This window comes from Dokdonia donghaensis DSW-1, from assembly GCF_001653755.1.
Classification (GTDB): Bacteria; Bacteroidota; Bacteroidia; order Flavobacteriales; family Flavobacteriaceae; genus Dokdonia; species Dokdonia donghaensis.
Genome location: NZ_CP015125.1, coordinates 2,133,600 through 2,158,245 on the forward strand (window position 1 = coordinate 2,133,600; position 24,646 = coordinate 2,158,245).

The following is a 24,646-nucleotide window of genomic DNA, read 5'->3' on the forward strand; positions in this document are numbered from 1 at the left end:
ATTTTACCACCATACCACAAAAGCTTTATCAACTGTGGTGTCATCTTTTTGTATCCATACAAGAGGTGCCCTCTTGAGTGTATGTTTTTCTCTTATAATGGCTAGTGTCTCTTTGTGATTGAGCCAGTTTACTTCAGTATGTGGCTTGTGTAACCATTCTGGCTTAGTAGTTATATAGTATCTGTAATCTAGAAAGGATGCGGTGCAAAAGTCATCTAGTTGCATCCAGTAACCTATTATGGCACGAGGATTTATTTCCTCTGGGAGTATTACGTTTTTATTATAGGGCGTAAAAAGTTGACCCATAAAAAGTGTGCATTGTTCTAGTTGCTCTGGGTTAACATTTATAGACTGTAGCGCGTCAAGTCCTTCTGCAGAGTAGGCAAGAGGTAGTTGCCTATCTCTTGTTTTTTGCATTTTTAAGTAGAAGTGATCTTTTCGGTTGGGTCCCATAAGTTGGTGTATGGGGCTAGTAACCGCATTATCTATAATGTAGAATTTATAGGTAAGCTCAATGTGTATTTTTACGCTTTCGCGAAAGCGGTCTTCTACCACAAAGTCAAGTTCACCTAGTGTTATTTTATCTCGCTTAATCTGGACGTTGTGAGCGAGCACGATATATCTTTCAGAATGATCTAGTAGTTGTTTAAAGATATATTCTACCTGGTGGCCTAATCTTAAATGAGGTGGTATTGTCGTGGCGCTGAATGTAGATAAATCAATACGAGGTATTTCAAATTGAGTAAGGGAGAATTGCGTGCCCGTCCACAAGGGAGGCGTGTTGAGAAAACCAGCATATTGCTTCATTGTCTAAAAATACTCATTGTAAACATTTACATACAAAAAAAGCCATCACAATAATGTGACAGCTTATTAAATAATATGGAGTGGCTTTTATTTCAACCACCCTTTTGATGCACTATACTTACTCCACCAGTATTCAAAAATAGCGAGGAGTATAATGATAAGAGGAAATATAAGACCAGCTGCCACACCAAAAAGTTCCATCGCATTTGCAAAGCCTATGTTATATACTGTGTGTATAATAATAGCAATAAGCGATATTGCATAAATACGCACGGCACCTACTTTTCTGGCAAGTAGTAATATTGCAGCTAGAAGCCCACCTATGGTAGAAATTCCATAAAGTATTTTTGACCATAAAGGAGTTGCATTTATGGCAGCCATTTGCTCTTCATTATAAGCGCTTGCAATCATATCTGTAAAGAAGTTGTCTACTATAAAGGCACTAGCCCCCATTAAATTCCAGAGGAGGAGCACAATACCAATAATCCAGAAAAGTGTAGAAGGTTTTTGTGTAGTCGTCATAATAATTGGTTTAAGTTATTTGAGTTTTAATTTACAATTATTTTTTAATTATCAATCTAAAATTAAAATGAGGCAACTATTTTTGAAGGATGTTTGATAAGCGATACTACTATCTTTTAAAGATTCAATACTTAGGTTTTAGATACCACGGCTGGCAGAAGCAGCCAGATGTTCTCACTGTAGAGCGTATGATGGAGCGTACCTTTGCCTATGTGCTAGATCGCAAAAATTTTAAACTATTGGCTTCTGGCAGAACAGATGCAAAGGTCTCTGCAAATGTGGCTTATGTTGAGTTGTTTTTAAATGATAGCCCACTGCCAGCAGAAGGTTTTCTTACGCTGCTTAATGATAACTTACCTCAAGACATACGCTGTCTTGAAATTACTCAGGTAGATAAAAAATTTAATGTGATGGATGCTCCCATCGCAAAGGAATATGTGTATCTCTTTTCTTATGGAGAAAAGAATCATCCATTTGCCGCACCTTATATGATTAATATAGCGGGTGAGCTCGATCTAGAACTTATGAAAGAGGCTGCAAGGCTTTTTGAGGGTGAGCACGATTTTAGATCGTATACTTATAAGCCTAATCCACAAACTAAAACTATTGGTCACGTACTATCATCTACAATTGAGATTAATGATATGTATACCGCTAGTTTCTTCCCGGAGGAGAGTTATGCTTTTCGCGTAAGCGGTAAAGGGTTTAAGCGCCACCAGATACGTCTTATGATGGGTGCACTTTTTGATCTAGGGCAGGGTAATATTGATCTTGAGTTTTTTAAAAAGACACTAGATGCTAGTAACGAAATTAAGCTCACACGCATTGCCCAGGCAAGCGGTTTATTGTTGCAGGACGTTCAGATTTAACATTCTTAACAGCTTTGCAAGTCATTTAATAAAGGTTTAACCCTTATGAATTTTATCTTATCATCTCTTTAACGACGGCCAGTAGAGCCTCCCTGTATCTTTGTATCATAATTAATTGTTTAACTAAAAAGAAGAAAGATTATGACAAAGAGAGTAGCAATATTAGCAACAGACGGATTTGAAGAAAGTGAATTAAAATCACCACTTGAGGCGATGAAAAATGAAGGTTTCACCGTAGATATTATAAGTGAAAAAACAGGAACCATAAAAGGATGGGCAGACGGTAACTGGTCTGGTGAGTATGATGTAACAGACACAGTAGATAACGTGAGTGCAAAAGATTATAATGCACTAATGTTACCTGGAGGAGTTATTAACCCAGATAAATTAAGACGTAACGATGACGCGCTTATTTTTATAAGAGACTTCTTCAAACAAAGCAAACCAGTAGCGGCAATATGCCACGCACCGCAATTACTCATAGAGGCAGATGTAGTAAATGGGAGAACGATGACATCGTTTAACAGTATTAAGACCGACCTTAAAAATGCGGGAGCATTATGGGTAGATAAAGAAGTGGTAGTAGACGAGGCTCTTGTAACAAGTCGTAACCCTGGAGATCTAGAAGCTTTTAATGCTAAGCTCATTGAAGAAATAAAAGAAGGAAAGCACGAATTACAACACGCGTAATTCAGGTTTGATTTGATTGATGATTGAAATAGCCACCACATTTTGTGGTGGCTATTTTTATTTATATAAGTAACTTAGACAACCTAAAGACATTATATGATTACAGCTGTACCTAAGGCTTCTCTCACATTTCTTAAAGATCTAAAAAAGAATAATACACGTGAGTGGATGGCAGACCATAAATCTCGATATCAAGATAGTGAGAAGGTTTTGAAAGACCTCTATGCTACTATTAAAACGGGACTTAATGAAACTGATGACATTGAGAAGCTCAAAGTCTTTCGTATTAATCGTGATATACGTTTCAGTAAAGATAAAACCCCTTATAACGTACATAGGTCTGCGAGTTATAGTAGGGCGGGAGCCCATAGACGTGGCGGCTATTACTTACGTATAGAGCCTGGCAATAAATCTGTAATTGCAGGTGGTTTTTTCAACCCAGAGAAGGAAGATCTCAAGCGCATACGCACAGAGTTTCATCTTGATCCTAGTGAGATAAGAGATATGCTTAATTATTCCGCTTTCGCGAAAGCGTTTCCTAATGGATTTGAAACAAGTAATGCTGTAAAAACTGCTCCTAGAGATTTTGAAAAAGACGACCCAAATATAGATTTAATAAAACTCAAGAGTTTCTTTGTACGTAAAGAATTTACAGATCAAGAAGTGATGGCTAGTGACTTTAGCGATCGTGTACTTAAGCATTTTAGATTATTAAGGCCCTTTTTTAATTATATGAGTGACGTTCTCACAACTGATCTCAATGGCGAGTCCATATTATAAATTACTTTTTTTTCCTTTTATCCCTAACACGTTTTCTGTTTACAAAGTACACTACAATAAGTAATATGGGTAACGCAATAAAGATAATGAGCTCTAGAGGTGATGAGGGATCTATAGGGCTATTGTTTTGCGGCTTTGGTATGTCTGTAGGTATTTGCATTAACTTGCTTTAATAAGTACGTCTGAGGGGTTGTCAAATAATTGTATCTGGCTTATAAGGCGTTCTCTTATGAGGTTTGCCATTCTTTTATTGAGTGCAGATGAGTTTTGTATATAAACAAGATACTCCTCTACAGTAAATTGTCCTATTATCATTCCTTTAAGGCTATTTCGGAATTTCATATCCTTATTAACCGCGTTTTCGATATAATCAAGTCGCTTCTCAAGAGATAAGTTATAAAACACATTTTTCCTTTTTGAAATGTAGTTTCTAAACATTTCTATAAGCAGTGGATTTTGCAATTTTACAACCGGGCGGAGAGTAATGTTTTGAAAACGCTCCTCATCGCTCATTTGGTCGTTGACACGTGCTTTTGGAATTTCTGGACGTATTCTCTTAATATCATTTGGTCTATCATTCATAACTCCTTGTGTTTTCTTTAAAGTTAGGTAATCATTGTGCGCTTTCGCGAAAGCGTACTCAATACTTCTCAACACCTTATTAACGAGCAAAGCCCCCGAAAAATCGGAGGCTTTGCAATTAACACTTAAAGTAATCTATAATTGATTAGTTAAGTTTAAAAGTTACTCTTCTTACTAACTGACGAGCAGGAGCAGAGTTTTTATCTACAGAAGCATCTTCACCGTTACCTGTTGCAGTAAGACGGCTAGCAGAGATTCCTGCAGCTACCATAATATCTTTTACTTTTTGAGCTCTTCTCTCAGAAAGACGTTGGTTAGTTGATGCGTTTCCAATCTCGTCTGCATAACCTACAAGTTGAGCAGATGCACCAGCGTTTTCAGTCATATACTTAATAAGGTAGTTAATAGACTCAAGGCTGTAAGTTTCAGGCTTAGTGCTATTGAACTGGAAGTATACGTTCACGTATCCATCTTCGATTAATTTTTTGATTACGTCATCTCCTGAAGCGATAGCTGGAGTAGAAGTAGGGATATCACCCTTCTTAGCATAACGGTTATCTAGTGTAGACTCTAACTCGTCTGGTACTCCGTTTTTGTTTTGGTCTACAGCCACACCTTTAGTATTTACTGCGACACCAGAAATAGTGTTAGGCTCACGATCTAAGTAATCTGCAACACCATCTTGATCTGTATCGATAAGATCTGTCTCAACTTTTGCTAGACGGTTTTGTAAGTCTGCGATTTGCTCCTCAGCAACGTTTTTGCTTGAGTACCAGTCTGCGTGCTTCTCTGCTTTACCTAAGTATATGTTTATACCTGCAGTTGCGTTTACATAAAAACCATCAAAACCTCTAAGTCCGTCAGTTGGCGCACCGTTAAAAGTTAAATCTTGACGTACATTACCTACTGCAGTAAGATCTGCAACTAAAGCAATTCTATCAGAAATTCTTACCTGTGGAGTTACACCCACCATAAAGCTAATCATCTGGTCTGCATCTCCAAAATCTCTTTCGACAGCTGGAGCATCTGTAGTTAATGCAGAATATCCCATACCACCGTGTACAAGTACGTTAAAAGTGTTAGTCCACTCTCTAAAACCAAGAATGTTTCCAGCGTTAATTACTCCTTCAAGAGAGAAGTTGTAAAGAGCTGTATTAAACTCATTGCTATTATCGTCGTTTTCAAAGCTATTGTAAGCAATACCTCCTTTAAGACCTACTTTCTCATTAAACATATAGCGTACGCCACCTGTTACTGTATATAGAGATGGAGTGTTTGTAAAAGAACCTCCAGAAACTGGACGAACTGGTTTGTTAACTCCTCCTGTAAGCTCTACAGACCACTTGTTAAAGTCAGTAGACATTGTCTCAGTACTCTCTTGTGCATTTGTTGCTAATTGCATTCCTACTAATGCGATTATAGCAAGTGTAATCTTTTTCATAATTGTTATTGTTAGTTCAAATTCAGCCGCAAAATTAATGTTTAATGCTACCTAAACAAGAATATTCGTACTTATTAACTAAGATTTATCATATTCTTAACACGCTGAATTTTAGTTATAATCCATTCAAAAATTGAACTTTTTAATTGAGTATTTTGTATGAATATTCCCATTTTATAAAGAATAGTTAAAATGTTAAGCTTCTACACGTTAATTATTATTAATGTGACTAGTGGTTTGATATGATAAAAATACTTTTATGCAAAAAATAATATGAAAAAAGAGACAACAACAGCATATCCTATTAACACGCTTATAGAGAACAGATGGAGTCCAAGAGTTTTTGGAACAGAAGCCATTTCTGAAGAACAGCTAAGAGTACTATTTGAAGCGGGTAGGTGGGCACCAAGTTCAAATAACCATCAGCCGTGGGTTATCATATGGGGTATTAAAGGGACAGAGGCATATGATCGTATCTACTCGTGCCTAGATGAATTTAACCAGTCGTGGGCAAATAATGCACAGGCACTTATGCTAGGCGGTTATAAAAAGACTACTCCAGATGGAAAAGATAATTTTCACGCGCTACACGATTTAGGTCTTTTTATGGGTAATGTTTCTGTACAAGCACAACAATTAGGAATAGCGCTACATCAAATGGCCGGTGTAAATTATAAGAAAGCAATGACAGAGTTTGCTATGCCAGACAACTATCATATTGCCACGGCAACGGCTATAGGCTATTATGGAGGTGACTTAGATAAACTATCTGATGATCTTCAGGAAGAAGAGACAAAATTAAGATCAAGAAAATCTCAACATTCTTTTACTTTTAATGGAGATTTTAATGAGCAAATCTTTGAAAAATAGTTGTAAGCTATTATAACAAAAAGGAGCCACTTTAATAAAGTGGCTCCTTTTTTATGAGATGAATTTTAAATTTTATACTTGTTGTTCATCATCAGTATTAGGTGCTATTTCTGGGTCATCACCTACAGGGTGCTTTTCTAGCCCAGCCGAATCTACATCAATAAACTGTAAAACGTCTGATGGGGTTTCAACCTGCATAGCTTTTTTACCTTTAATAAGGATAGGTTTCTGTATAGCATTGCTATTGTTCTGTATAAAATGAATCCAGTCGTCATCGCTTAGCGTAGCATCTTTTGCAAAATCATCTACATCTGGATGATCCTTAGAAACAAGTTCATCTATACTAGCGCCTAGCATATCTGCTACCTCGCTCCATTGGGTACCTGTAAGTCCAGCTTCTGATATATTAATCAGATTTACTTTACTCTCGCTACTCTTGGCATAGCCTATTACTTGTTTTCCTATACTGGACTCTTCTGAGTAAATCACAATGAGTTCATTATTATCTATTGCTAGTGTCATATCGGTTGGCATTCTTTTAGGTTTTAGTGGTGAGCTTGCATTTTTTCTTTTTTCTTTCTTAACTGCACTTCTACTTCATTTATCGCTTCCTTTAGTGAAGGGTAAAAGTCGTCAGAGCTATGCTCGGCAAATAATCTTGGACCAGGCATACTTATCCGTACTCCAGAGATTTTTCCTGTCTCGTCACTTGAGGTATTTTCAAGTTTAAAAAAAACATCTGCTCTGTGTATAAATTGATATTTATCTGCAAGTTTTTCTAATTGCGCTTTCGCGAAAGCTTCTAACTCAGCACTTGCAGTTACGTCGTGATATTCAAATATTATTTCCATAGTTATCTATTTTTAAAATAATTAGTATTCTTATTAAAACTAAGCGGGAATTCCTTTACACCGCCATAGAGTTTAATTTCTTGTATATCTGCTGGCATATAATAGCCATCATTTTCTAGTGCTTCTTTTACTTTACGTACCACATTACCCTTTGTGATCATTGCTTGTTTTCTAAAGTCTTTAGTGTCTACCCAAAAGAAAACTTTAAGATTTACGGTACTTGTTGCAAGTTCATCTTCTATAACAAAGTTTTCGTGTATCTCGTCATTAATAACATTAGGTTCATCTGCAAGAGCTCTGAGTACAGTTTCTTTTGCACCTTCTATATTATCTTCATAAGCAATACCTATCACAAAGTCCCATCTGTAAAAACCATCTTCTGTGTAGTTTGTTACGGGCTCTGTGAGTACATCACTATTAGGTATATAAACATCTTTACCGTCAAAGGTTTTGAGCTTTGTATATCTTAAATCAAGAGTTTTTACTTTCCCAAAATTTGACCCTACCATAACGGTATCATCTACATCAAAAGGTCTATTAAACGCAAGAATAATACCTGCTATAAAGTTTTCGCCTATATCCTTAAATGCAAACCCTAGTACTACAGCACTTGCACCAGCAGCGGTGAGTATTCCCGTAGCGACACCAGCAAGTCCCGCTGCGCGTAAAGCCAGCATTATAGTAATTATAATTATCAGGTACTTAATAGCGGTGCCCAAAAATTTGCTCATTAAAGGATCATCTGTTCTAGCCGAAATTCTCTTTCTTGCAAAACGGCCTATCCATCCAGCTATTAAAACTCCTAGCACAATAATGAGTACACCCATTGTGATTTGCGGTAGCTGTTCTATAAAGCTCTCTGTCGCATTATTAAATGCTTCAGAAATTGTAGTTGTAGTAGATTGTTGTATAATGCTCATAATAATAGTTGGTAGATTTAAAAGTACGTTTAAAGTTTGCAAACTTTCTTAAAACAAAACCAATTCACATTTTGTTAAGACCTTTTACCTATATACCGTTAAAATGCTCTTAAGCATAATGCCCGTCACTTATGAGCAGCGTAACTTTATAAAAAAAAATCCCAATGAATATTATCTCAAATAATCCATATAATCATACTGAGGTCGCAAAAATTAAGGCTTTTAATCTTCAAGAAATAGAAGAGACGCTTGCCTTAGCACAGCACACTTATTTAGAATGGCGTACCACAAGTTTTTCAGAACGTGCAGAGCATTTACACAATGTTGCTTTAGAGCTAGAAAATAATAAGGAGGACTATGCAAAAACAATGACACTTGAGATGGGAAAGCCTATATCTCAAGCAATCGCAGAGGTAGAAAAATGTGCTTGGGTATGTAGATACTATGCAGATAATGCTCCAGATCACCTCGCACCAAAACCAATAGAAACAGACGCTACAAAAAGTTTTGTACGTTATGAGCCTATAGGCGTTGTGCTAGCCGTAATGCCTTGGAACTATCCGTTCTGGCAGGTTTTTAGATTTATTGCACCAGCATTAATGGCGGGTAACATAGGAGTACTCAAACACGCTAGTAATGTGATGCAAAGCGCGCAAAATATTCAAAGAGTATTTGAACGAGCAGGATTACCTAAGGGTGCTTTTCAAAATATGCCTGTGGGAAGTGATCGTATAGAAAACATTGTGAGAGATCCTCGTATTAAGGCTATTACTCTTACCGGGAGTAAACCGGCTGGTGCTGCCGTGGCTAGTACAGCAGCTAGTGAGATTAAGAAATCTGTACTTGAGTTAGGAGGCAGTAATGCCTTAGTGGTTTTTGATGATTGTGATTTTGAGCAAACAGTTGCCACTTGCGTTCAGGCGCGTTTTCAAAACACGGGGCAGAGTTGTATTGCTGGTAAAAGACTCTTGCTACACGATAAGGTATATGATAAATTTATGGACGCTTTCGCGAAAGCGGTATTACAACTCAAATCTGGTGATCCCCTTGATAAGGATACTTATATAGGTGTGATGGCACGAGAGGATCTAGCTATAGAACTGGAAGAACAACTCAAAGCAACGGTAGATGCTGGTGCCAAAGTGCTCGTAGGAGGTCATAGACAAAAAGCATATTTTGAGCCTACGATTGTTACTGGAGTAACGCCGGAGATGAGCATTTTTAAAGAAGAAACCTTTGGACCTGTGATAGGAGTGACCCGTTTCTCAAGTGATGAGGAGGCTGTAGAACTTGTAAATCAGTCAGATTTTGGGCTGGGCGTTTCTATCTTTACAGAAGACACGGCGCGTATAGAAAAACTCATACCTCTCTTTGATGATGGTGCTGTATTTGTAAATGATATGGTTAAGAGTAACCCTAACTTACCCTTTGGGGGAACTAAAATCTCTGGTTATGGTAGAGAACTCTCGCTAGATGGAATACAAGAATTTGTAAACAAGAAAACGGTTTATATTAAGTAGAAGTCCGCTTTCGCGAAAGCGTAAAAAAAGAAAATCCCGATATGTAGTTGCACATCGGGATTTTTTATGAGTGATTATCTTTTACTCTTTACTATCTAAAAAGGCTTCTTTAGTATCAAAGGTAATAGGCTTCATCTCTTGCTTTTCTAAGTATTTTTCAAACTTCACTAGGCGTTTTGATTTAATTTTTTCAAAGTCTGCTTTTGCGGTATTAAAGCGTTCTAATAGTAAATTAATATTCTCCTTTTGAGTAGCACTAGGCGCCTCATAGTTTGAAGCAACATCACTGTACAGTGTACTTAGTTTTTCTCTAAGTTGTGGTGGGGCAGTACCTACGTAGTTGTCACCTGTGGTAACTACGAGTGTGTTTTTAAGCTCATTGAGATCATCTATAAGTGGTTGTGCCACCTTTGCTGCTTTTGCATTTGCCTCTATGGCATCTTGAGCGCTGTTTACCATCACGTTAGTTTGATACACCATATAGGCTAGGTCTTCTTGAATATCAAAAAGTTGTTTTGAAGTTTTATATTGCTCCTTTCTTTCTAGTGCTGTAATAAATGATTTTGGATCATTTTTTACTTCAAAGGTTGTTTCATAGGTCTCCTTACCCTTTTTTAAGACTGCTTTATACATTCCTGCCTGTACTCTTACTGGCGTAAACCCTCCAAAGGCAAATGTCTTTGCCGCGGCAAGCTTAGGTGACTTGCTTGCATAGTTCCAAGAGACAATGTTTATTCCTTTCGATTTACCTGGGGCAAGTGTTGTTATCTCATTACCCTCCATATCTTGTATGGCAAGCGTCATTTTACCAAAGGTGTGTCTCTTCTTTAGATAGTATTTGATTTTGAGAGCATTCCCAGGGTTAGGGCCTACAAACTCAAGCTCTGTGCTACCGCCGCCAAAACCGCCTTCTTCTACCATTGTACCTGGCTTAGTATCAAAAAAGTGTACATTTTTGTCTAGTATTTCTGGCTTGATATCCCTCAAGATACTTATATCATCTATGATAATAACACCACGCCCGTGAGTACCAGCGACAAGATCATTAGTCTGTTTTTGTAAATCAAGAAAGTGAACAGCGGTCGCTGGAAAGTTATTTGTAAATTTTGACCAATTAAGACCTCCATCTACAGTTATATACAGACCATTTTCTGCTCCCAAAAAGAGTAAATTTTCATTTTCATAATCTTCTTGAATGTTGCGGGCAAACATTGTAATATCATCTGAGGTGATACTTTTCCAGCTTTTACCATAATCTGTAGTTTTATACACATAAGGTTTCATATCACCTCTTGCGTGTCCTTCAAAAACTGCATATGCAGTTCCGGCACCGTGTACAGAAGCTTCTATGTGGTATACCCAAGTATTTGACGGTAGGCCAGGTATATTTGCAACTACATTAGTCCAGTTTGCACCACCGTCGCGTGTTATTTGCACATTACCATCATCTGTACCTACCCAAATAACTTTTTCATTTATAGGTGATTCTGCAATGGTAAATATCGTTGTGTGTGTTTCTGCTCCCGAGTTATCTGCAGAGAGTCCGCCAGAGTTTTTTTCTTGTTTTTTTGGATCATTTGTAGTGAGATCTGGAGAGATTACCTTCCAAGTGTCACCCATATCTTCACTCACGTGTAAAAACTGGCTCCCCATATAAAAGCGATCTGGCTGGTGCGTACTTGTTGCCATAGGAGGGTTCCAGTTAAAGCGTAGATCTGCGCTACCCTTTGCAGGTAGTGGTTTTACATTTTTTGTGTAGTTACGCTTCATATCATAACGCCACACATTATCCGCCCCTTGCATCTCAGAATATAAGATGTCCTTAGTAGGGTGGGGTAGCACTCTAAAACCATCACCTACGCCTACACGTGTCCAGTCTCTAGCTTCAATCCCACCTGGAGAAGAAGATGGACCGTACCAAGAACCATTGTCTTGTAAACCACCGTAAATATTATAAGGCTCTGCATTATCTACAGAGATGTGATAAAATTGAGATAAAGGAAGGTTAGATACTATTTCCATTGTTGTACCACCATTCCAAGAGCGATATACGCCACCATCTGTACCCACGTGCATCATATCAGAATTGTTTATGTCAAAAACAATATCGTGTATATCCGAGTGCATATTACCCAGCGGTTTAAAGGTATTACCACCATCACGAGATATTGAACCACTAAGGCCACCTTTTACTACTACATCAGGATTTTTTGGGTCTACTACTATTCTTGAAAAGTAAAACGGGCGCACAGTAAGTGAGAAGTCTCCATTAGTACGTTTCCAGTTTGCTCCGCCATCTTCAGATCTGTATAATCCTTTATCTTTTTCTTGTTCTGACTCGATTACCGCATAGACAATGCTAGGCTCACTAGATGCTACTGCAACACCTATACGTCCTAATTTACCTTCTGGAAAACCATTGTGTATTTTCTTCCAGGTCTTACCTCCATCTGTAGATTTATGCAGTCCAGAGTTAACACCACCAGAGTTAAAATCCCAAGCCGTACGTCTAAACTCCCACATAGAAGCATAGAGTATGTTTGAGTTGCTAGGATCCATAATAAGATCTGCAACACCTGTAGTATTATTTATGTAAAGAACTTTTTCCCAAGTCTTACCGCCATCTGTTGTTTTATAAACACCACGATCATCACTATCGCTCCATAAAGCACCCAGCACACCTACATACACTGTATTACCATCATTAGGATCTATCTCAATACCAGAGATGCGCTCACTGTTATCAAAACCTGGTGTTTTTTGCCAGTTATTACCACCATCTTTTGTGCGATAAAGTCCATTTCCTACAGAGACTGAGTTACGAGTCCATATTTCTCCTGTACCTACCCATACCGTTTGATCTGGATCTGTAGGGTCTATAGCCACTTGACCTATAGACTGTATGTGATCATCAAAAATAGGAGCGTAGCTAGCACCTCCATCTTGAGATTTCCATACCCCACCACCTGCGGTACCGGTGTATATTATTTGAGCATTAGTAGGGTGAACTTCCATATCTATAATACGACCAGACATAAGCGCGGGTCCTATCTGTCTAGCGGTAATGTCGCCAAAGAGTTCTTTGCCCTTGAGGGCAATTTCTTGTGCCTGGCTAGGTATGCTTAAGGAAGCAATACACAGACCTAGGAGGATGTGTTTAGTTTTCATATGGGTTGGTTTGGATTGATATTTTCTTAAAATATGCGCTAAAAAAATCCCCAAGATTTCTTGGGGATTATGTTATATGTGTTTTTTATTTCCCTTCTGGAAAAGCAAACATCTCATCAGATACTTCGGGATTAATTTCAACAGATTTAATTACAATTTCTTGTCCTCCAGGTTGCCCTTTTGCACCAGCTACAATAGAGAAAGGAAAATATATTCCGCCAGCTTCTTGGTAGTCACTTAACTTAGTCTGTCCTGTCATTCCTTTACCTGGACCTGTAAGTAGATCTTGCTCTATTACAATAGGTACAAAGTTGTCCATATCAAAATAGTAATATGCTACGGTAGGTACTTCTGCTCCATCTACCATTGTAGGTTCTTTTGTGAGTTTAATTTTATAAGTTTCTGTCCCTTCAATAGTCTCATTACCTAATAACTCAACCGTATATCCTTTTTCTTTATAATTTAAGAATGGATCACCAAAGTCATTCATCTCTAGCTTTGCATTTGCAGTAGTCTCTGCATCACTCTTTTCGGCAGCCATTGTCATTTGGTTTGTATTCCACATAGTCTCACCGTCAAAAACACCTTGGTAAAACTTCATTCCTTGAAATTCTGCAACAGAAAGTTGTTTTCCTTCTTTAGTCTGTATCATTGTCATAGGTAGTTCCATACCTTGAACTTTCACCGCTCCTTCAAATTTTAAAGCTTTAAGAGAATTCCAAGCATCCATCCCGCCTGTGTTTTCAAAATAGTTTGCAATGATTTCTTCGGCTGTTTGTGCCTGTGCCATTGTGGTAAAACTTACGATAACGGCAACTAGTAATAATTTGATAGTTTTCATATGATGTTGTGTTAATGATTCCTGTTTGCACATAAGACTATTAAGAGCGCATAATGTTACAAGTTATTCAATAAAATATCATCTTTTATGTACTTACATTATCTTTAAACCCGTAGTTCTTTAGATATGATAAATTTTTAGTCACAGTGAAGAACATATTATAAAAATTTAAGAGTATGAAATTTGGCGCCGTAGAGCAACCAGAGCTTATTGATTTCACCTTACCTCCAGATCACCCAGCAACTAGAGGTGTGATTGAGGACGCTTTCGCGAAAGCGCAAAACAAAAACCTAGAAGTCTATGTAGGTTGTGCAAAATGGAATAAAGCAGAGCTCAAAGGTTTCTACCCCAGAGGAACTAAAGACGAACTTTTGTATTATGCAAAGCAGTTTAATAGTATAGAACTTAACGCTACATTTTACAGGCTGTTCCCAAAAGAGCAGTTTGAGAAGTGGTATACTAAAGCGCCAGATGGGTTTAAATTCTTCCCAAAAATCACAAATATGATAAGTCACCGTAAAAGACTCATAGATGCTCAAGATTTTATCCCAGAGTATGTAGATCACGTGGCGATGCTCAAAGAAAAGCTGGGTACCGTATTCTTACAGATGCACAATAACTTTCAACCCAAAGATTTTGACCGTGTAGATAATTTTGTAAACCACTGGCCAGAAGCGCTTCCCATCGCTTTAGAGTTTAGGCATACAGACTGGTTCAATAACCCAGATACTGCAGAGCGATTATATACCCTTCTAGAAGAGCATAATATGGCAAATGTCCTGGTAGACACTGCAGGAAGGCGAGACATTATGCATATGAGGTTAACAAATGGAGAGGCCTTTATACGTTATGTAGGGGCAAATCATCCTAGTGACTATGCACGACTAGATGCTTGGGTAGAGCGACTTACTTACTGGGTGAGTCTTGGCCTACGTAAAATCCATTTTTTTATACATCAAAACATCGAGCAGGAGTCCACCTTACTATCTGCCTATTTTATAGAGCGACTCAACCCTGCGTTAGGGATTAATTTACGCGTACCACAAAGTGCAAGTAGCACGACAAACACCCTTTTTTAATGAGTGTGGTATATGTAGTTATGGGCGTTTCTGGCTGTGGTAAAACCACTATAGGTAAAAAACTTGCGGCAGCTCTAAACCTACCATTTTATGATGCCGACGATTTTCACCCACAAGCAAATATTGATAAAATGACTTCTGGGAAACCTTTACAAGACAGTGATAGGTGGCCGTGGCTGGATGCGCTAGCGATTAAAATAAATACGTGGTCACAGGCTGAAGGTGCGGTTCTAGCGTGCTCTGCTCTCAAGGAGGTGTACAGGGAGCGATTGTATAGTGATAACGTTTTCGCGAAAGCAAAACAAAACTTTGTCTATCTTGATGCGAGTTTTGGGACTATAAGCAAGCGACTTGCATCAAGGCAAAATCACTTTTTTAATCCCTCGTTATTACAATCACAATATGACACACTTGAAGTTCCGACATACGGCATAAAAGTATCTGTTGCCCAAAGTACAGATCAAATACTTACAGACATTTTAAAAGAAATAGAAGCATAATTTATGGATTACCAACTACTCTTTGCTGTTATAATAGGCATCTCAATATTACTATTTCTTATTTTAAAATTAAAAATGCAAGCCTTTCTTGCATTGCTTATCACGTGTATTGCCGTGGGAGTTATTGCTGGAATGCAACCATCGTCTATACTAGATTCTGTAAAGAATGGAATGGGCGGGACTCTTGGTTTTGTTGCCACTGTGGTAGGTCTAGGAGCTTTATTTGGAGCCATACTAGAACGTTCTGGTGGTGCTCAAAGGCTCGCAGCATCTTTGTTGAATAAATTTGGAATAGAAAAGTCTCCTTGGGCAGTAATGCTTACAGGTTTCTTTGTAGCGATACCCGTATTTTTTGATGTGGCATTTATTATACTTATCCCCATCATCTATGCATTACAAAAGAAAACAGGGAAGTCATTACTGTTGTATGCTATACCCTTACTTGCAGGACTTGCAATCACACATACATTTATACCACCTACACCAGGTCCCATAGCCGTTGCCGAAATTTTAGGAGCAGATTTAGGTTATGTCATTATCTTTGGTTTTATAGCGGGTATACCTTCTGCTATAATTGCTGGGCCTATGCTTGCAAAGTATTTATCAAAAAGAATGCATATCGAGACACCAGAAGAAATGGTGTCTGAGATGAAAATCCCAGATAACGCTCCTAGTGCTGGAACCATATTACTCATCATAGCAATCCCTATATTTTTAATAGTATGTAACACGGTGCTTAATAGTCCGTTATTTGCAGAAGGGGAGTTACCAGCGTGGCTTGTCTATGGAGCAGACTTACTGGGGCACCCATTTGTGGCGCTTATTATTGCAAACCTAGTTGCTTGGTACTTTTTAGGAATAAAGAAAGGATTTACTAAAAGTGAATTATTAGATATATCTACAAAATCACTGTACCCAGCAGGAGTTATTATATTACTTACGGGTGCCGGTGGTGCTTTTAAACAGATATTAATAGACACTGGAGCCGGTAAAATGATAGCAGAAAGTTTGAGCAGTGATATCTTTCCTCCTGTAATTTTTGGCTTTATAGTCGCAGCTATTGTCCGTGTTTTACAAGGGAGTGCCACCGTTGCAATGATTACCGCTGCCGGTATTACCGCGCCACTGTTAGGTCTCTCTGAGACTAGTGCACCTCAGCTAGCTGTGCTTGTTATAGCCATAGCCTCTGGAGCGAGTATCTTTTCTCACGTAAATGATAGCGGCTTCTGGCTTGTAAAACAGTACCTTGGCCTTACAGAAAAAGAAACCTTTAAGTCGTGGACGGTAATGACCTCACTTATTGCTATTGTTGGGCTTGTGGTGTCTACAGTGCTTTGGTTTATAGTATAAAAAAAGAGATGACTTATAGCCATCTCTTTGATTATTGTAATTCCGCTTTCGCGAAAGCGTTCTTAAACTATATACCTGTATAATTTTGAGGTGTAATGGCTTTAAGCTCATTCTTGATATCTAAACTTACATCAAGGGTATCTACAAACTCTGCCATAGACTGTTGTGTAATCTTACTGTTTACACGTGTAAGCTCTTTAAGTGCCTCATAAGGATTAGGGTAGCCCTCACGTCTTAAAATGGTCTGTATTGCCTCTGCAACTACTGCCCAGTTATTTTCAAGATCTGCAGCGATTTTTGCTTCGTTTATAAGAAGTTTATTTAACCCTTTTACCGTAGACTGTAAACCTATAAGTGTGTGTCCTAGCGGTACACCTATATTACGTAAAACCGTACTGTCAGTAAGGTCACGCTGTAGTCTCGATATAGGTAGCTTTGCAGAAAGGTGTTCAAATATTGCATTTGCAATACCCAAGTTACCCTCACTGTTTTCAAAATCAATAGGGTTTACTTTGTGTGGCATTGCACTAGATCCTACCTCACCGGCTTTAATTTTTTGCTTAAAGTAATCCATAGAGACGTATGTCCAGAAGTCACGATCAAGATCTATTAGAATGGTGTTAATACGCTTTAACCCATCAAAGAGTGCCGCCATATGGTCGTAGTGCTCAATTTGAGTAGTAGGGAATGAGTGTTGCATCTTAAGTGTATCGTGCACAAAAGACTGTCCAAAAGCTTTCCAGTCTATATGTGGGTATGCTACTTTGTGTGCATTAAAGTTACCTGTAGCTCCACCAAATTTTGCTGCACTCGGGATATCATTAAGCAAGTTAAGTTGCTCTTCTATACGTACTACAAAGACTTGTATTTCTTTACCTAAACGAGTAGGAGAAGCTGGTTGCCCGTGCGTGCGCGCCAGTAGTGGTACATTCTCCCACTCATCTACTAGCTGGCGTAAGTGATCTACAACTTCCAGTAGTTGTGGGATGTAAGATTGGTTCATCGCATCCTTAAGTGATAAAGGAATTGCAGTGTTGTTTATATCTTGAGAAGTAAGTCCAAAGTGTATAAACTCTTTAAACTCTGACAGCTCAAGAGCGTCAAATTTTTCTTTTATAAAGTACTCAACTGCTTTTACATCGTGGTTTGTTATCTTCTCTATATCCTTTATAGCCTGCGCATCTTGTATTGTAAAGTTCTGGTAGATATCACGTAAGTCTGTAAAGATGTTTTTATTTACACCGGTAAGTTGCGGTAGTGGTAACTCACAAAGAGCTATAAAATACTCTATCTCTACTTTTACTCTATATTTTATTAAAGCAGCTTCAGAAAAGAAAGGAACTAAGGCTTCGGTTTTTGAAGCATATCTACCATCTATAGGTGAGATGGCTTGAAGTGGTGACAACGACATTTGTTGTGGGTTTAGTTAAGGGACAAATATAAAAATTAGACTCCGTCTGAACGAATTATGAGAGATAAATCGCAGTATTATAATATACCTCGTGCTTTAATCTCTAGATATTTATTAATCGTATTTACGGTGAGATCATCTGGTTTTGTTAATATGGTTTGTATTCCATATTGTTCTAGACGTGCTACCATTACTTTTTTATCATAATCTGCTTTTTGAGCAATGGTCTTATGATAGACATCAGGTAAGGAGGTTGCAGGTTTTGTAATAAGTTGATCTAACTCTGTATTCTGAAAGAAAATAACGACGAGAATATGCTTTCGCGAAAGCGCTTTTAAATAAGGTAACTGTCGCTCTAGCGCAGTAATATGTTCAAAGTTAGTATACAATAATAAAAGGCTGCGCTGTGTGATCTTACGTTTTACTTGATTATATAAACCACCATAGTCACTATCTAAAAACTTAGTGTTTATATTATAAAGTACCTCTAGTATGGTTTGTAGGTGTGTTTTCTTGCTACTAGCAGGTAAGTGATTTTTCACCTCTTCGGCAAAGGTGAGCATACCTACTTTGTCCTTCTTTTTAAGCGCTATGTTACTAAAAGCAAGCGTACTATTTATGGCATAGTCTAGTAACGTTAGTCCTTTAAAAGGCATTTTCATCACTCGGCTAGCATCTATTAATGCATAAACGGGTTGTGACTTTTCATCTTGAAACTGATTTACCATAAGGCTACCTCTCTTTGCCGTAGCCTTCCAGTTTATAGTACGAGCATCATCACCAGGTACGTAATCTTTAATCTGCTCAAACTCCATAGTGTGACCTATACGGCGTATTTTTTTCATACCGTGTAAGGTGAGTCTATTGTCTAGTGCGAGAAAGGCATATTTCTTCATCTGTATAAAAGAGGGATACACCTTGACCATCTGGTCTTTCTCAAAGCGGTAACGTCTTCTTACTAATTTAAGTTTTGTGCTAGCATATAAATTAAGATGTCCAAAAACATACTCTCCACGCTCTGTAGGTCGTAATGTATAAATAAATGAACTAGACTCCCTTGCCGGTATCTCAATATGCTTACTAAAGTCTCGCTTTTGAAACTGCACTGGGATCTCATCTATAATATCAAGAGATACGGAAAATGGATATTTATTTTCTAGTGTGACCTTAAGTTCATTAACGTCACTATTAGAAAACTTTTCTGGAAGCGCACGTGTTGCTTTAATTTTTCCGCTTCCGCGAAAGAGGACTAGAGCATCTATAAATACCAAAAGCAAAAACACCAATAATAAAATGTTTGTAATTCCAAAAAGGCCGTGAAACCAGTAGGAGAGAAGGTACAACAAAGCTAGTACAGCTAGCCCATAAAATAGGCGCTGGTGTAAAAATAATCCCTTTATGAATCTAATAATGGCCAATACTATCGAGGTATTTCAACAGATTGTACAATCATATCTATCACTTGTTCTGTAGTCATTCCCTCCATCTCACGCTCAGGAGCCATAATAAGACGATGTCTCATTACTGGTACTACAGCACGTTTTACATCTTCTGGGATAACAAAGTCTCGTCCAGCGATTGCAGCAAATGCTTTTGAAGCATTCATTATGGCTAGTGAGGCTCTAGGAGAACCACCTAAGTATAAATGAGGGTGTGTACGTGATTTTACAACAATCTCTGCCACATAGTTAAGAATCTTCTCTTCTATAATCACCTCTTGTGCTTGTTTTCTAAAGGCAGCAAGTTTTGCAGGATCAAGTACAGATGCAATAGCAGCTTGTGGTGCACCTCCCTTACGGTCGTGATGACTTTGTAAGATAGCAACCTCTTGCTCAAGGGTAGGGTAGTCTACTTTTATTTTAAATAAGAAACGATCTAGTTGTGCTTCTGGAAGCGCATACGTCCCTTCTTGCTCAACAGGGTTTTGTGTTGCTAGTACCATAAACGGTGGATCCATCTTATACTTTGTACCATCTATAGTAACCTGGCGCTCTTCCATCACCTCAAATAGGGCTGCTTGCGTTTTTGCAGGAGCACGGTTAATCTCATCTATAAGTACAATATTTGAAAATATAGGCCCTTGCTTAAACTCAAACTCACTAGTTTTCATATTAAGTATAGAGGTACCTAGTACATCACTAGGCATAAGATCTGGTGTAAATTGTATACGTCCAAAGGCGGTATCAAGTGTTCTGGCAAATAGCTTTGCTGTTACCGTTTTTGCAATACCAGGAACACCTTCTATGAGCACGTGACCATCACTAAGCAATGCCACAATAAGAAGCTCTATAAACTCGTGCTGACCTATAATAATTTTACCTAGCTCTGCTCGTATTGCCTCTACAGCAGTGCGTAATTCTTCTAGCGGTATACGATTCTCAAAAGCCATACCTTCACTTTGTGGTACGTTTTCTTGTGGAAGTCCATCTGTAGTGTGCTCAGAATCTTGTGGTGTGATATCGTCCATTAGTTTTGTTTTTTAAATGCTTCAATACGTTTATTAAGTTCTAAAAGTTCCTCTTGAGTAAGTGCTTGTCTAGAACGTAAGGATACTATGTAATTAATGAGTAATCTCGTTTCTTCAAGAGTATTATCACTCTTAAGCGCCAGTTTTTTTATAAACTCATCGTTTATAAAATTGGTATCTAGATTATAGGTACCTCGTACAAATTCTAGAAAGTGATTAATTTGATGAATGGCTATGCTCTTATGGTCTTTTTTGTCAAAGTACATACCAGCAATAGTTTTTGTAAAAGTAAGCGTCTGGTTAGGCAGTGGTTTTACAATAGGTATTGCACGTTGCTTGCGTCTTCCCTCAAAGATTACCCAGAGCACCGTACCTATAAGTAGAATGTAGTATGCCCACTTCAAATATCTATTTTTTAAGAAAATGTATAACGGACTCGAGTAAACGGTCTTACCATTTTTATGATGATTGTCCCATAAAAGATCTTTGTCTTGATCTAAGTATGAAAGTACGTTTTGAGTGTATTTATAATTGTTTTCTCTTAAAACAAAATAATTTGTAAATACTTCTGGCATTAAATGTATGAGAATCTCTCCATCGCCAAAGGACTGCTTGACAAAATTTACTCGAGGCTCCTCCATATGCAGTGTGTCTTTATCTACCATAAGGCTAAACTCTCCTAAGGCTACTGTAGCGAGTGTATCTACTTGGTCAAAATAACCTGCTGTAGTTTCTCTATCTAGGTAAAACGGTCGCTCGCGATGTAGTGCAGGGTTAACTAAGTTTACGAGAGGCTTACGTTCTAGATTATCCAGATCATAAAATAAATCTGTACTCAAATTAAGTGTATCTAGTATAGTCTCGCCTATACCTCTTGAGGCTATAAATAGCGTATTACCTTTACTTACCCACGAGAGTAGTTTTTTTGACTCGGCTTCGTCAAAGAGTATGTATTGATTTATAAATAAATAGGTGCCAGAGACCGTCGTACTATCATCAAGAAACTCATAAGGTGGTTGTCTCACCTCCTTAAAATTATCTTGGGTTCGGCTGTTTGAGAGCAGGTCGTGCACTACGTATGTACCGTAAGGTATTTTATCTGTTTTAGAATAACTCTGAAACCAGTTTACTTCATCTTTCTCCCCAGACTCCATATAAATCACCAGAGCAAGAGCAAGGAGTAGCACACCGGCTAAGACCTTATATTTATTACTCATAACTGATTTTTTATAGATTTAAAATGGGTTTCCGCTTTCGCGAAAGCGGTCTTATCGACCTCAAAATTACCGTACCAGATATAATCGTAAATAGCTGTTACTTTTCTAAAATCACCCTGAAGCTGCGTGTTTTGAATCTCAAAGATATAGTCGTGATTAGTCTTTTGAACCTGCCAGTCTATAAGGTCTTTTGTACTCAATTGCTGAAGGATAAATAAGTAATAAAACCGTACGGCGAGTCTGTAATTACCGTCTTTTATGGCTTCGTCTATAAGGTCAGTTAGGTCTTGGCGCTGTATGAGTTCTTCATCATCTGAGATTAAGGCTTCGGGAGCTTTTACATTTTCCATTAATAGTGAGCCACTATCTATCTTCATAAATATATAGACAAATAAGGCTAGAAGTCCTGCCATAAGTAGGTAGGGAAGTAGCTCTACCACAAACCTCCATACTCCAGATGCTTCATCACCGCCAGTAAGCCATCTTATAAAGCTGCTATAAATATCATTGAGTTTTTGTTTAAAGCGAGTCCACCAGGTATCTTCTGGAATCGCTTCTTTGTAATTAAACTCATCGTCGTTTTGATAGTCTCTTACTGTAGCTTTATCTATGGTAAAGGGTGTGACTTTTTCTTCATCATAGATTAAGACGCCTCTAGGGTCATTATAAACTTGTTCTGGTCTATTTATTTCTTCTATAGCTATTTCTTCGGCGGTTGTCTCATCGTCATTTTGTTGTACGATGGTTGCTTTCGCGCAAAGCGAAATAAGGAAAAATGTAATAAGAAAGAGCTTTCTATGCATTAGTGCGACCTATACTGTCTATTTGATCTAAGCTTCCAGACTGGTCTTTGCGCTCATTAAGATTAAAGTAGATAAGATTTATTGCAATAGCAAGTATTACGTATAATATATAGTTCATAGAAGAGGCAAGTGTTTGAAGCACTATAGAAACGGTATCATATAGAGATGCAGGGTCGTTAAGAGAACCAGCACTTGCGGCTGTAAATGTTTTTATCATAAGGTAGATAACCGCAGGTATTTGAAATACAAACCCTATAATACCGATTAAAAATGCAATGATGAGTACGGTAAAAAAGGTAATCCACCACTCATCTTTTACAAGTCTCCAGCTTTCTTTTAATGAGGCTACAACGGTAAGGTCTTTATTTACCATTGATGGAAAAATAACCATAAGCTTTGTGTAAATATATAACAGTGGGAAAAACAAGAGTAATAATAAGATAACGCCCATTGCATTAGATCCAGAGGCAATTAAAAAACCTCCCAGCGCAGCGGGAATAAGTGCAACTCCAAGTACGATAAGGAGATTTACAAAGCCTAGAGCAAGAAAGTTTCCGGTTTTCTTTTTTATAGTCTCTACGATTGCATCTGTCTCGGGTGCCTCACCACTTGCGACATATGCTTTTATATATTCAGAAGTACTGCCATATAACATCGAGTTGTATATAATGCCAGCTATAGCAAGACCACAACCGGCTAGTACAAAACCTATTATATCGCTCTCAGTACTTAGTGCCGCAATTAAGTTTGCCCCAGAAGACTCGTTTGTATAAAAACCTATTGCAACGATGAGTAGAATAAATGGGATGATACAAGTGCGTACAAGTACTTTAAAAAGTGGTTTTGCATTAGTCCTTAAAAATTTAAAGGTGTCACTTATAACATCACCTAGTTCACGTTTTTTTCTAAACTCAACGTATTTTTTAATACTCATTCTTATAATTTTTATAATGTGGGAAGCGCAGCTAGACGAGCTTTCTCTTCTTTATGTTTTTTTATAGGGTAATAGACGTAATAGAATATGATAAAGGCAAGTGAGCAACTTATAATCGTAATCGCTAGCCAGTCTGGCATCTCTGTGTGGCGCGTTACAAACCCTTCTAGAAAACCTGCAATAACAAAAAGTGGTATTGTGCTCACTACAATCTTAAGCCCGTTTTTCATTCCTCTCTTAAAAGATTCTAGGCGTGTATAGGTTTTAGGAAAGAGGATAGAGTTACCTAGTACCATACCTGCACATCCCGCAATTATAATAACAGAAATCTCTATAGTACCGTGAATCCATATAGTACGAACAGACTCCCAGCCTACACCTTGCTCAAAAAAGAAGTACTGAAAACTACCCAGCATTACGGCATTGCGCATTATTATATACAGTGAACCTACCGTAAAGAATATTCCATAGATAAAAGCAAATAGGGCTACCTTGATATTGTTTATGGTAATACCTAAAAACATATTTATTTCTCCCTGCTTCTTATAAACGCCCATAGGGTCGCCTTTTTCTATATTATCTAGGGTCATATTAACATAGCCATCACCCATAATACTTCTTACAAAGGCACCATCACTGGCAGCGCTATAAGCACCTATAATGCTAAATAATAGAAAGACCAAGAAGGCAATAAGCAATTGTCGCTGGTATTGATACATTACCAGCGGAAACTCTTCTGTAAAGAAGGTGATGAAGCGCTTACTAGACTCACGCTTTGTTTTATAAATAATCTGGTGTGATTGTGAAGCAAGGTGATTGAGATACTCTAAGGTCTTACTATGAGGGTAAAACGTTTGTGCATAACTTAAGTGGTCTGTAACTTCCATATACAGGCTAGATAGCTCATCTGGGTGAATCTGGTCTTTGTTTACCAGAACACTTTCAAATGTTAACCATTTATCCTTATTTTGCTTAACAAAAGCAGCTTCACGCATATACACTTAATTATACAGGTAAAGAAAAA

24 protein-coding genes are annotated in these 24,646 nt (G+C 37.9%); 8 read left to right on the forward strand and 16 right to left on the reverse strand.

The genetic code is table 11. The features are described 5' to 3' along the window. Positions 1 to 3 precede the first annotated feature (3 nt). Both I597_RS09400 and I597_RS09405 read right to left on the reverse strand, forming a co-directional pair. Positions 4 to 807, reverse strand: coding sequence for a DUF1853 family protein (locus I597_RS09400; RefSeq protein WP_035324963.1), 804 nt, complete (start codon positions 805 to 807; stop codon positions 4 to 6). Positions 808 to 894: 87 nt separating this feature from the next. Continuing rightward, positions 895 to 1,329 carry a hypothetical protein gene (locus I597_RS09405; RefSeq protein ID WP_035324962.1) on the reverse strand — a complete coding sequence of 145 codons (435 nt, stop codon included), beginning with the start codon at positions 1,327 to 1,329 and terminating at the stop codon, positions 895 to 897. Between the two features lie 89 nt (positions 1,330 to 1,418). On the opposite strand from I597_RS09405, the gene truA reads away from it, so the two are divergent. From truA to I597_RS09420, 3 genes are all read left to right on the forward strand, one after another. Then, a complete protein-coding gene (truA, locus tag I597_RS09410; protein WP_035324961.1) occupies positions 1,419 to 2,198 on the forward strand; it encodes a tRNA pseudouridine(38-40) synthase TruA in 780 nt (259 codons plus the stop codon). Positions 2,199 to 2,339: 141 nt separating this feature from the next. Then, complete coding sequence (locus I597_RS09415; protein WP_021778871.1) at positions 2,340 to 2,888, forward strand: type 1 glutamine amidotransferase domain-containing protein; 549 nt, start codon at positions 2,340 to 2,342, stop codon at positions 2,886 to 2,888. A gap of 96 nt (positions 2,889 to 2,984) precedes the next feature. Beyond that, positions 2,985 to 3,668 (forward strand): DUF2461 domain-containing protein, encoded by a 684-nt coding sequence (locus I597_RS09420; RefSeq protein ID WP_035324960.1) that lies wholly within the window; start codon positions 2,985 to 2,987, stop codon positions 3,666 to 3,668. Positions 3,669 to 3,827: 159 nt separating this feature from the next. Here the strand turns inward: I597_RS09420 and I597_RS09425 are convergent, their stop codons facing one another. Next, positions 3,828 to 4,250 (reverse strand): hypothetical protein, encoded by a 423-nt coding sequence (locus tag I597_RS09425; RefSeq protein ID WP_035324959.1) that lies wholly within the window; start codon positions 4,248 to 4,250, stop codon positions 3,828 to 3,830. 145 nt (positions 4,251 to 4,395) lie between these two features. Next, complete coding sequence (locus I597_RS09430) at positions 4,396 to 5,691, reverse strand: OmpA family protein (RefSeq protein WP_035324958.1); 1,296 nt, start codon at positions 5,689 to 5,691, stop codon at positions 4,396 to 4,398. Between the two features lie 273 nt (positions 5,692 to 5,964). Between I597_RS09430 and I597_RS09435 the strand changes: the two genes are divergently transcribed. Further along, positions 5,965 to 6,561, forward strand: coding sequence for a nitroreductase family protein (locus tag I597_RS09435; protein ID WP_035324957.1), 597 nt, complete (start codon positions 5,965 to 5,967; stop codon positions 6,559 to 6,561). A 72-nt stretch (positions 6,562 to 6,633) separates the two neighbouring features. On the opposite strand, the gene I597_RS09440 is transcribed toward I597_RS09435, so the two are convergent. Genes I597_RS09440 through I597_RS09450 form a run of 3 tightly spaced genes read right to left on the reverse strand, consistent with a single transcriptional unit; the run spans position 6,634 to position 8,332 of the window. Beyond that, a complete protein-coding gene (locus tag I597_RS09440) occupies positions 6,634 to 7,095 on the reverse strand; it encodes an arsenate reductase family protein (RefSeq protein ID WP_052111706.1) in 462 nt (153 codons plus the stop codon). A gap of 11 nt (positions 7,096 to 7,106) precedes the next feature. Then, complete coding sequence (gene hpf / locus I597_RS09445; protein ID WP_021778878.1) at positions 7,107 to 7,412, reverse strand: ribosome hibernation-promoting factor, HPF/YfiA family; 306 nt, start codon at positions 7,410 to 7,412, stop codon at positions 7,107 to 7,109. A gap of 2 nt (positions 7,413 to 7,414) precedes the next feature. Continuing rightward, positions 7,415 to 8,332: a mechanosensitive ion channel family protein gene (locus I597_RS09450; RefSeq protein WP_035324956.1), complete on the reverse strand. Its 918-nt coding sequence runs from the start codon at positions 8,330 to 8,332 to the stop codon at positions 7,415 to 7,417. Positions 8,333 to 8,496: 164 nt separating this feature from the next. On the opposite strand from I597_RS09450, the gene I597_RS09455 reads away from it, so the two are divergent. After that, positions 8,497 to 9,852, forward strand: coding sequence for an NAD-dependent succinate-semialdehyde dehydrogenase (locus tag I597_RS09455; RefSeq protein ID WP_035324955.1), 1,356 nt, complete (start codon positions 8,497 to 8,499; stop codon positions 9,850 to 9,852). 81 nt (positions 9,853 to 9,933) lie between these two features. Here the strand turns inward: I597_RS09455 and I597_RS09460 are convergent, their stop codons facing one another. Both I597_RS09460 and I597_RS09465 read right to left on the reverse strand, forming a co-directional pair. Then, positions 9,934 to 13,020 (reverse strand): WD40/YVTN/BNR-like repeat-containing protein, encoded by a 3,087-nt coding sequence (locus I597_RS09460; RefSeq protein ID WP_035324954.1) that lies wholly within the window; start codon positions 13,018 to 13,020, stop codon positions 9,934 to 9,936. Between the two features lie 85 nt (positions 13,021 to 13,105). Then, positions 13,106 to 13,861: a hypothetical protein gene (locus tag I597_RS09465; RefSeq protein ID WP_035324953.1), complete on the reverse strand. Its 756-nt coding sequence runs from the start codon at positions 13,859 to 13,861 to the stop codon at positions 13,106 to 13,108. A gap of 176 nt (positions 13,862 to 14,037) precedes the next feature. On the opposite strand from I597_RS09465, the gene I597_RS09470 reads away from it, so the two are divergent. From I597_RS09470 to I597_RS09480, 3 genes are read left to right on the forward strand one after another with little or no spacing between them, the layout of a single operon-like run. Beyond that, positions 14,038 to 14,940 (forward strand): DUF72 domain-containing protein, encoded by a 903-nt coding sequence (locus I597_RS09470; protein WP_035324952.1) that lies wholly within the window; start codon positions 14,038 to 14,040, stop codon positions 14,938 to 14,940. Then, positions 14,940 to 15,440, forward strand: coding sequence for a gluconokinase (locus tag I597_RS09475; protein WP_035324951.1), 501 nt, complete (start codon positions 14,940 to 14,942; stop codon positions 15,438 to 15,440). Before I597_RS09470 ends, I597_RS09475 begins: the two co-directional genes overlap by 1 nt. A 3-nt stretch (positions 15,441 to 15,443) precedes the next feature. Beyond that, a complete protein-coding gene (locus I597_RS09480; RefSeq protein WP_035324950.1) occupies positions 15,444 to 16,790 on the forward strand; it encodes a GntP family permease in 1,347 nt (448 codons plus the stop codon). 67 nt (positions 16,791 to 16,857) lie between these two features. Here the strand turns inward: I597_RS09480 and purB are convergent, their stop codons facing one another. The 7 genes from purB to I597_RS09515 form a co-directional block, all read right to left on the reverse strand. Then, positions 16,858 to 18,201, reverse strand: coding sequence for an adenylosuccinate lyase (purB, locus tag I597_RS09485; protein ID WP_035324949.1), 1,344 nt, complete (start codon positions 18,199 to 18,201; stop codon positions 16,858 to 16,860). Positions 18,202 to 18,278: 77 nt separating this feature from the next. Continuing rightward, entirely contained in the window at positions 18,279 to 19,613 is a 1,335-nt protein-coding gene (locus I597_RS09490) for a DUF58 domain-containing protein (protein ID WP_169741097.1), read from the reverse strand. An 8-nt stretch (positions 19,614 to 19,621) separates the two neighbouring features. Beyond that, positions 19,622 to 20,668: an AAA family ATPase gene (locus I597_RS09495; protein ID WP_021778888.1), complete on the reverse strand. Its 1,047-nt coding sequence runs from the start codon at positions 20,666 to 20,668 to the stop codon at positions 19,622 to 19,624. Continuing rightward, positions 20,668 to 21,885: a DUF4350 domain-containing protein gene (locus tag I597_RS09500; protein ID WP_035324948.1), complete on the reverse strand. Its 1,218-nt coding sequence runs from the start codon at positions 21,883 to 21,885 to the stop codon at positions 20,668 to 20,670. Before I597_RS09500 ends, I597_RS09495 begins: the two co-directional genes overlap by 1 nt. Beyond that, positions 21,882 to 22,688, reverse strand: coding sequence for a DUF4129 domain-containing protein (locus I597_RS09505; protein ID WP_035324947.1), 807 nt, complete (start codon positions 22,686 to 22,688; stop codon positions 21,882 to 21,884). The genes I597_RS09500 and I597_RS09505 overlap by 4 nt, the downstream gene beginning before the upstream one ends. Further along, entirely contained in the window at positions 22,681 to 23,622 is a 942-nt protein-coding gene (locus I597_RS09510; protein WP_035324946.1) for a DUF7847 domain-containing protein, read from the reverse strand. Before I597_RS09510 ends, I597_RS09505 begins: the two co-directional genes overlap by 8 nt. An 11-nt stretch (positions 23,623 to 23,633) precedes the next feature. After that, positions 23,634 to 24,617, reverse strand: coding sequence for a stage II sporulation protein M (locus I597_RS09515; protein ID WP_035324945.1), 984 nt, complete (start codon positions 24,615 to 24,617; stop codon positions 23,634 to 23,636). Positions 24,618 to 24,646 lie beyond the last annotated feature (29 nt).

Excerpts from the sequence above, each read along its gene's own strand:
- I597_RS09435 (WP_035324957.1), top strand. The coding sequence starts at position 5,965 with ATGAAAAAAGAGACAACAACAGCATATCCTATTAACACGCTTATAGAG.
- I597_RS09495 (WP_021778888.1), bottom strand. The coding sequence starts at position 20,668 with ATGGACGATATCACACCACAAGATTCTGAGCACACTACAGATGGACTT.
- I597_RS09480 (WP_035324950.1), top strand. The coding sequence starts at position 15,444 with ATGGATTACCAACTACTCTTTGCTGTTATAATAGGCATCTCAATATTA.
- I597_RS09460 (WP_035324954.1), bottom strand. The coding sequence starts at position 13,020 with ATGAAAACTAAACACATCCTCCTAGGTCTGTGTATTGCTTCCTTAAGC.
- I597_RS09465 (WP_035324953.1), bottom strand. The coding sequence starts at position 13,861 with ATGAAAACTATCAAATTATTACTAGTTGCCGTTATCGTAAGTTTTACC.
- I597_RS09475 (WP_035324951.1), top strand. The coding sequence starts at position 14,940 with ATGAGTGTGGTATATGTAGTTATGGGCGTTTCTGGCTGTGGTAAAACC.
- purB (WP_035324949.1), bottom strand. The coding sequence starts at position 18,201 with ATGTCGTTGTCACCACTTCAAGCCATCTCACCTATAGATGGTAGATAT.
- I597_RS09425 (WP_035324959.1), bottom strand. The coding sequence starts at position 4,250 with ATGAATGATAGACCAAATGATATTAAGAGAATACGTCCAGAAATTCCA.
- I597_RS09510 (WP_035324946.1), bottom strand. The coding sequence starts at position 23,622 with ATGAGTATTAAAAAATACGTTGAGTTTAGAAAAAAACGTGAACTAGGT.
- I597_RS09420 (WP_035324960.1), top strand. The coding sequence starts at position 2,985 with ATGATTACAGCTGTACCTAAGGCTTCTCTCACATTTCTTAAAGATCTA.
- I597_RS09430 (WP_035324958.1), bottom strand. The coding sequence starts at position 5,691 with ATGAAAAAGATTACACTTGCTATAATCGCATTAGTAGGAATGCAATTA.
- I597_RS09415 (WP_021778871.1), top strand. The coding sequence starts at position 2,340 with ATGACAAAGAGAGTAGCAATATTAGCAACAGACGGATTTGAAGAAAGT.
- I597_RS09400 (WP_035324963.1), bottom strand. The coding sequence starts at position 807 with ATGAAGCAATATGCTGGTTTTCTCAACACGCCTCCCTTGTGGACGGGC.
- I597_RS09405 (WP_035324962.1), bottom strand. The coding sequence starts at position 1,329 with ATGACGACTACACAAAAACCTTCTACACTTTTCTGGATTATTGGTATT.
- I597_RS09500 (WP_035324948.1), bottom strand. The coding sequence starts at position 21,885 with ATGAGTAATAAATATAAGGTCTTAGCCGGTGTGCTACTCCTTGCTCTT.
- I597_RS09450 (WP_035324956.1), bottom strand. The coding sequence starts at position 8,332 with ATGAGCATTATACAACAATCTACTACAACTACAATTTCTGAAGCATTT.
- I597_RS09515 (WP_035324945.1), bottom strand. The coding sequence starts at position 24,617 with ATGCGTGAAGCTGCTTTTGTTAAGCAAAATAAGGATAAATGGTTAACA.
- I597_RS09440 (WP_052111706.1), bottom strand. The coding sequence starts at position 7,095 with ATGCCAACCGATATGACACTAGCAATAGATAATAATGAACTCATTGTG.
- I597_RS09470 (WP_035324952.1), top strand. The coding sequence starts at position 14,038 with ATGAAATTTGGCGCCGTAGAGCAACCAGAGCTTATTGATTTCACCTTA.
- I597_RS09505 (WP_035324947.1), bottom strand. The coding sequence starts at position 22,688 with ATGCATAGAAAGCTCTTTCTTATTACATTTTTCCTTATTTCGCTTTGC.
- hpf (WP_021778878.1), bottom strand. The coding sequence starts at position 7,412 with ATGGAAATAATATTTGAATATCACGACGTAACTGCAAGTGCTGAGTTA.
- truA (WP_035324961.1), top strand. The coding sequence starts at position 1,419 with ATGTTTGATAAGCGATACTACTATCTTTTAAAGATTCAATACTTAGGT.
- I597_RS09455 (WP_035324955.1), top strand. The coding sequence starts at position 8,497 with ATGAATATTATCTCAAATAATCCATATAATCATACTGAGGTCGCAAAA.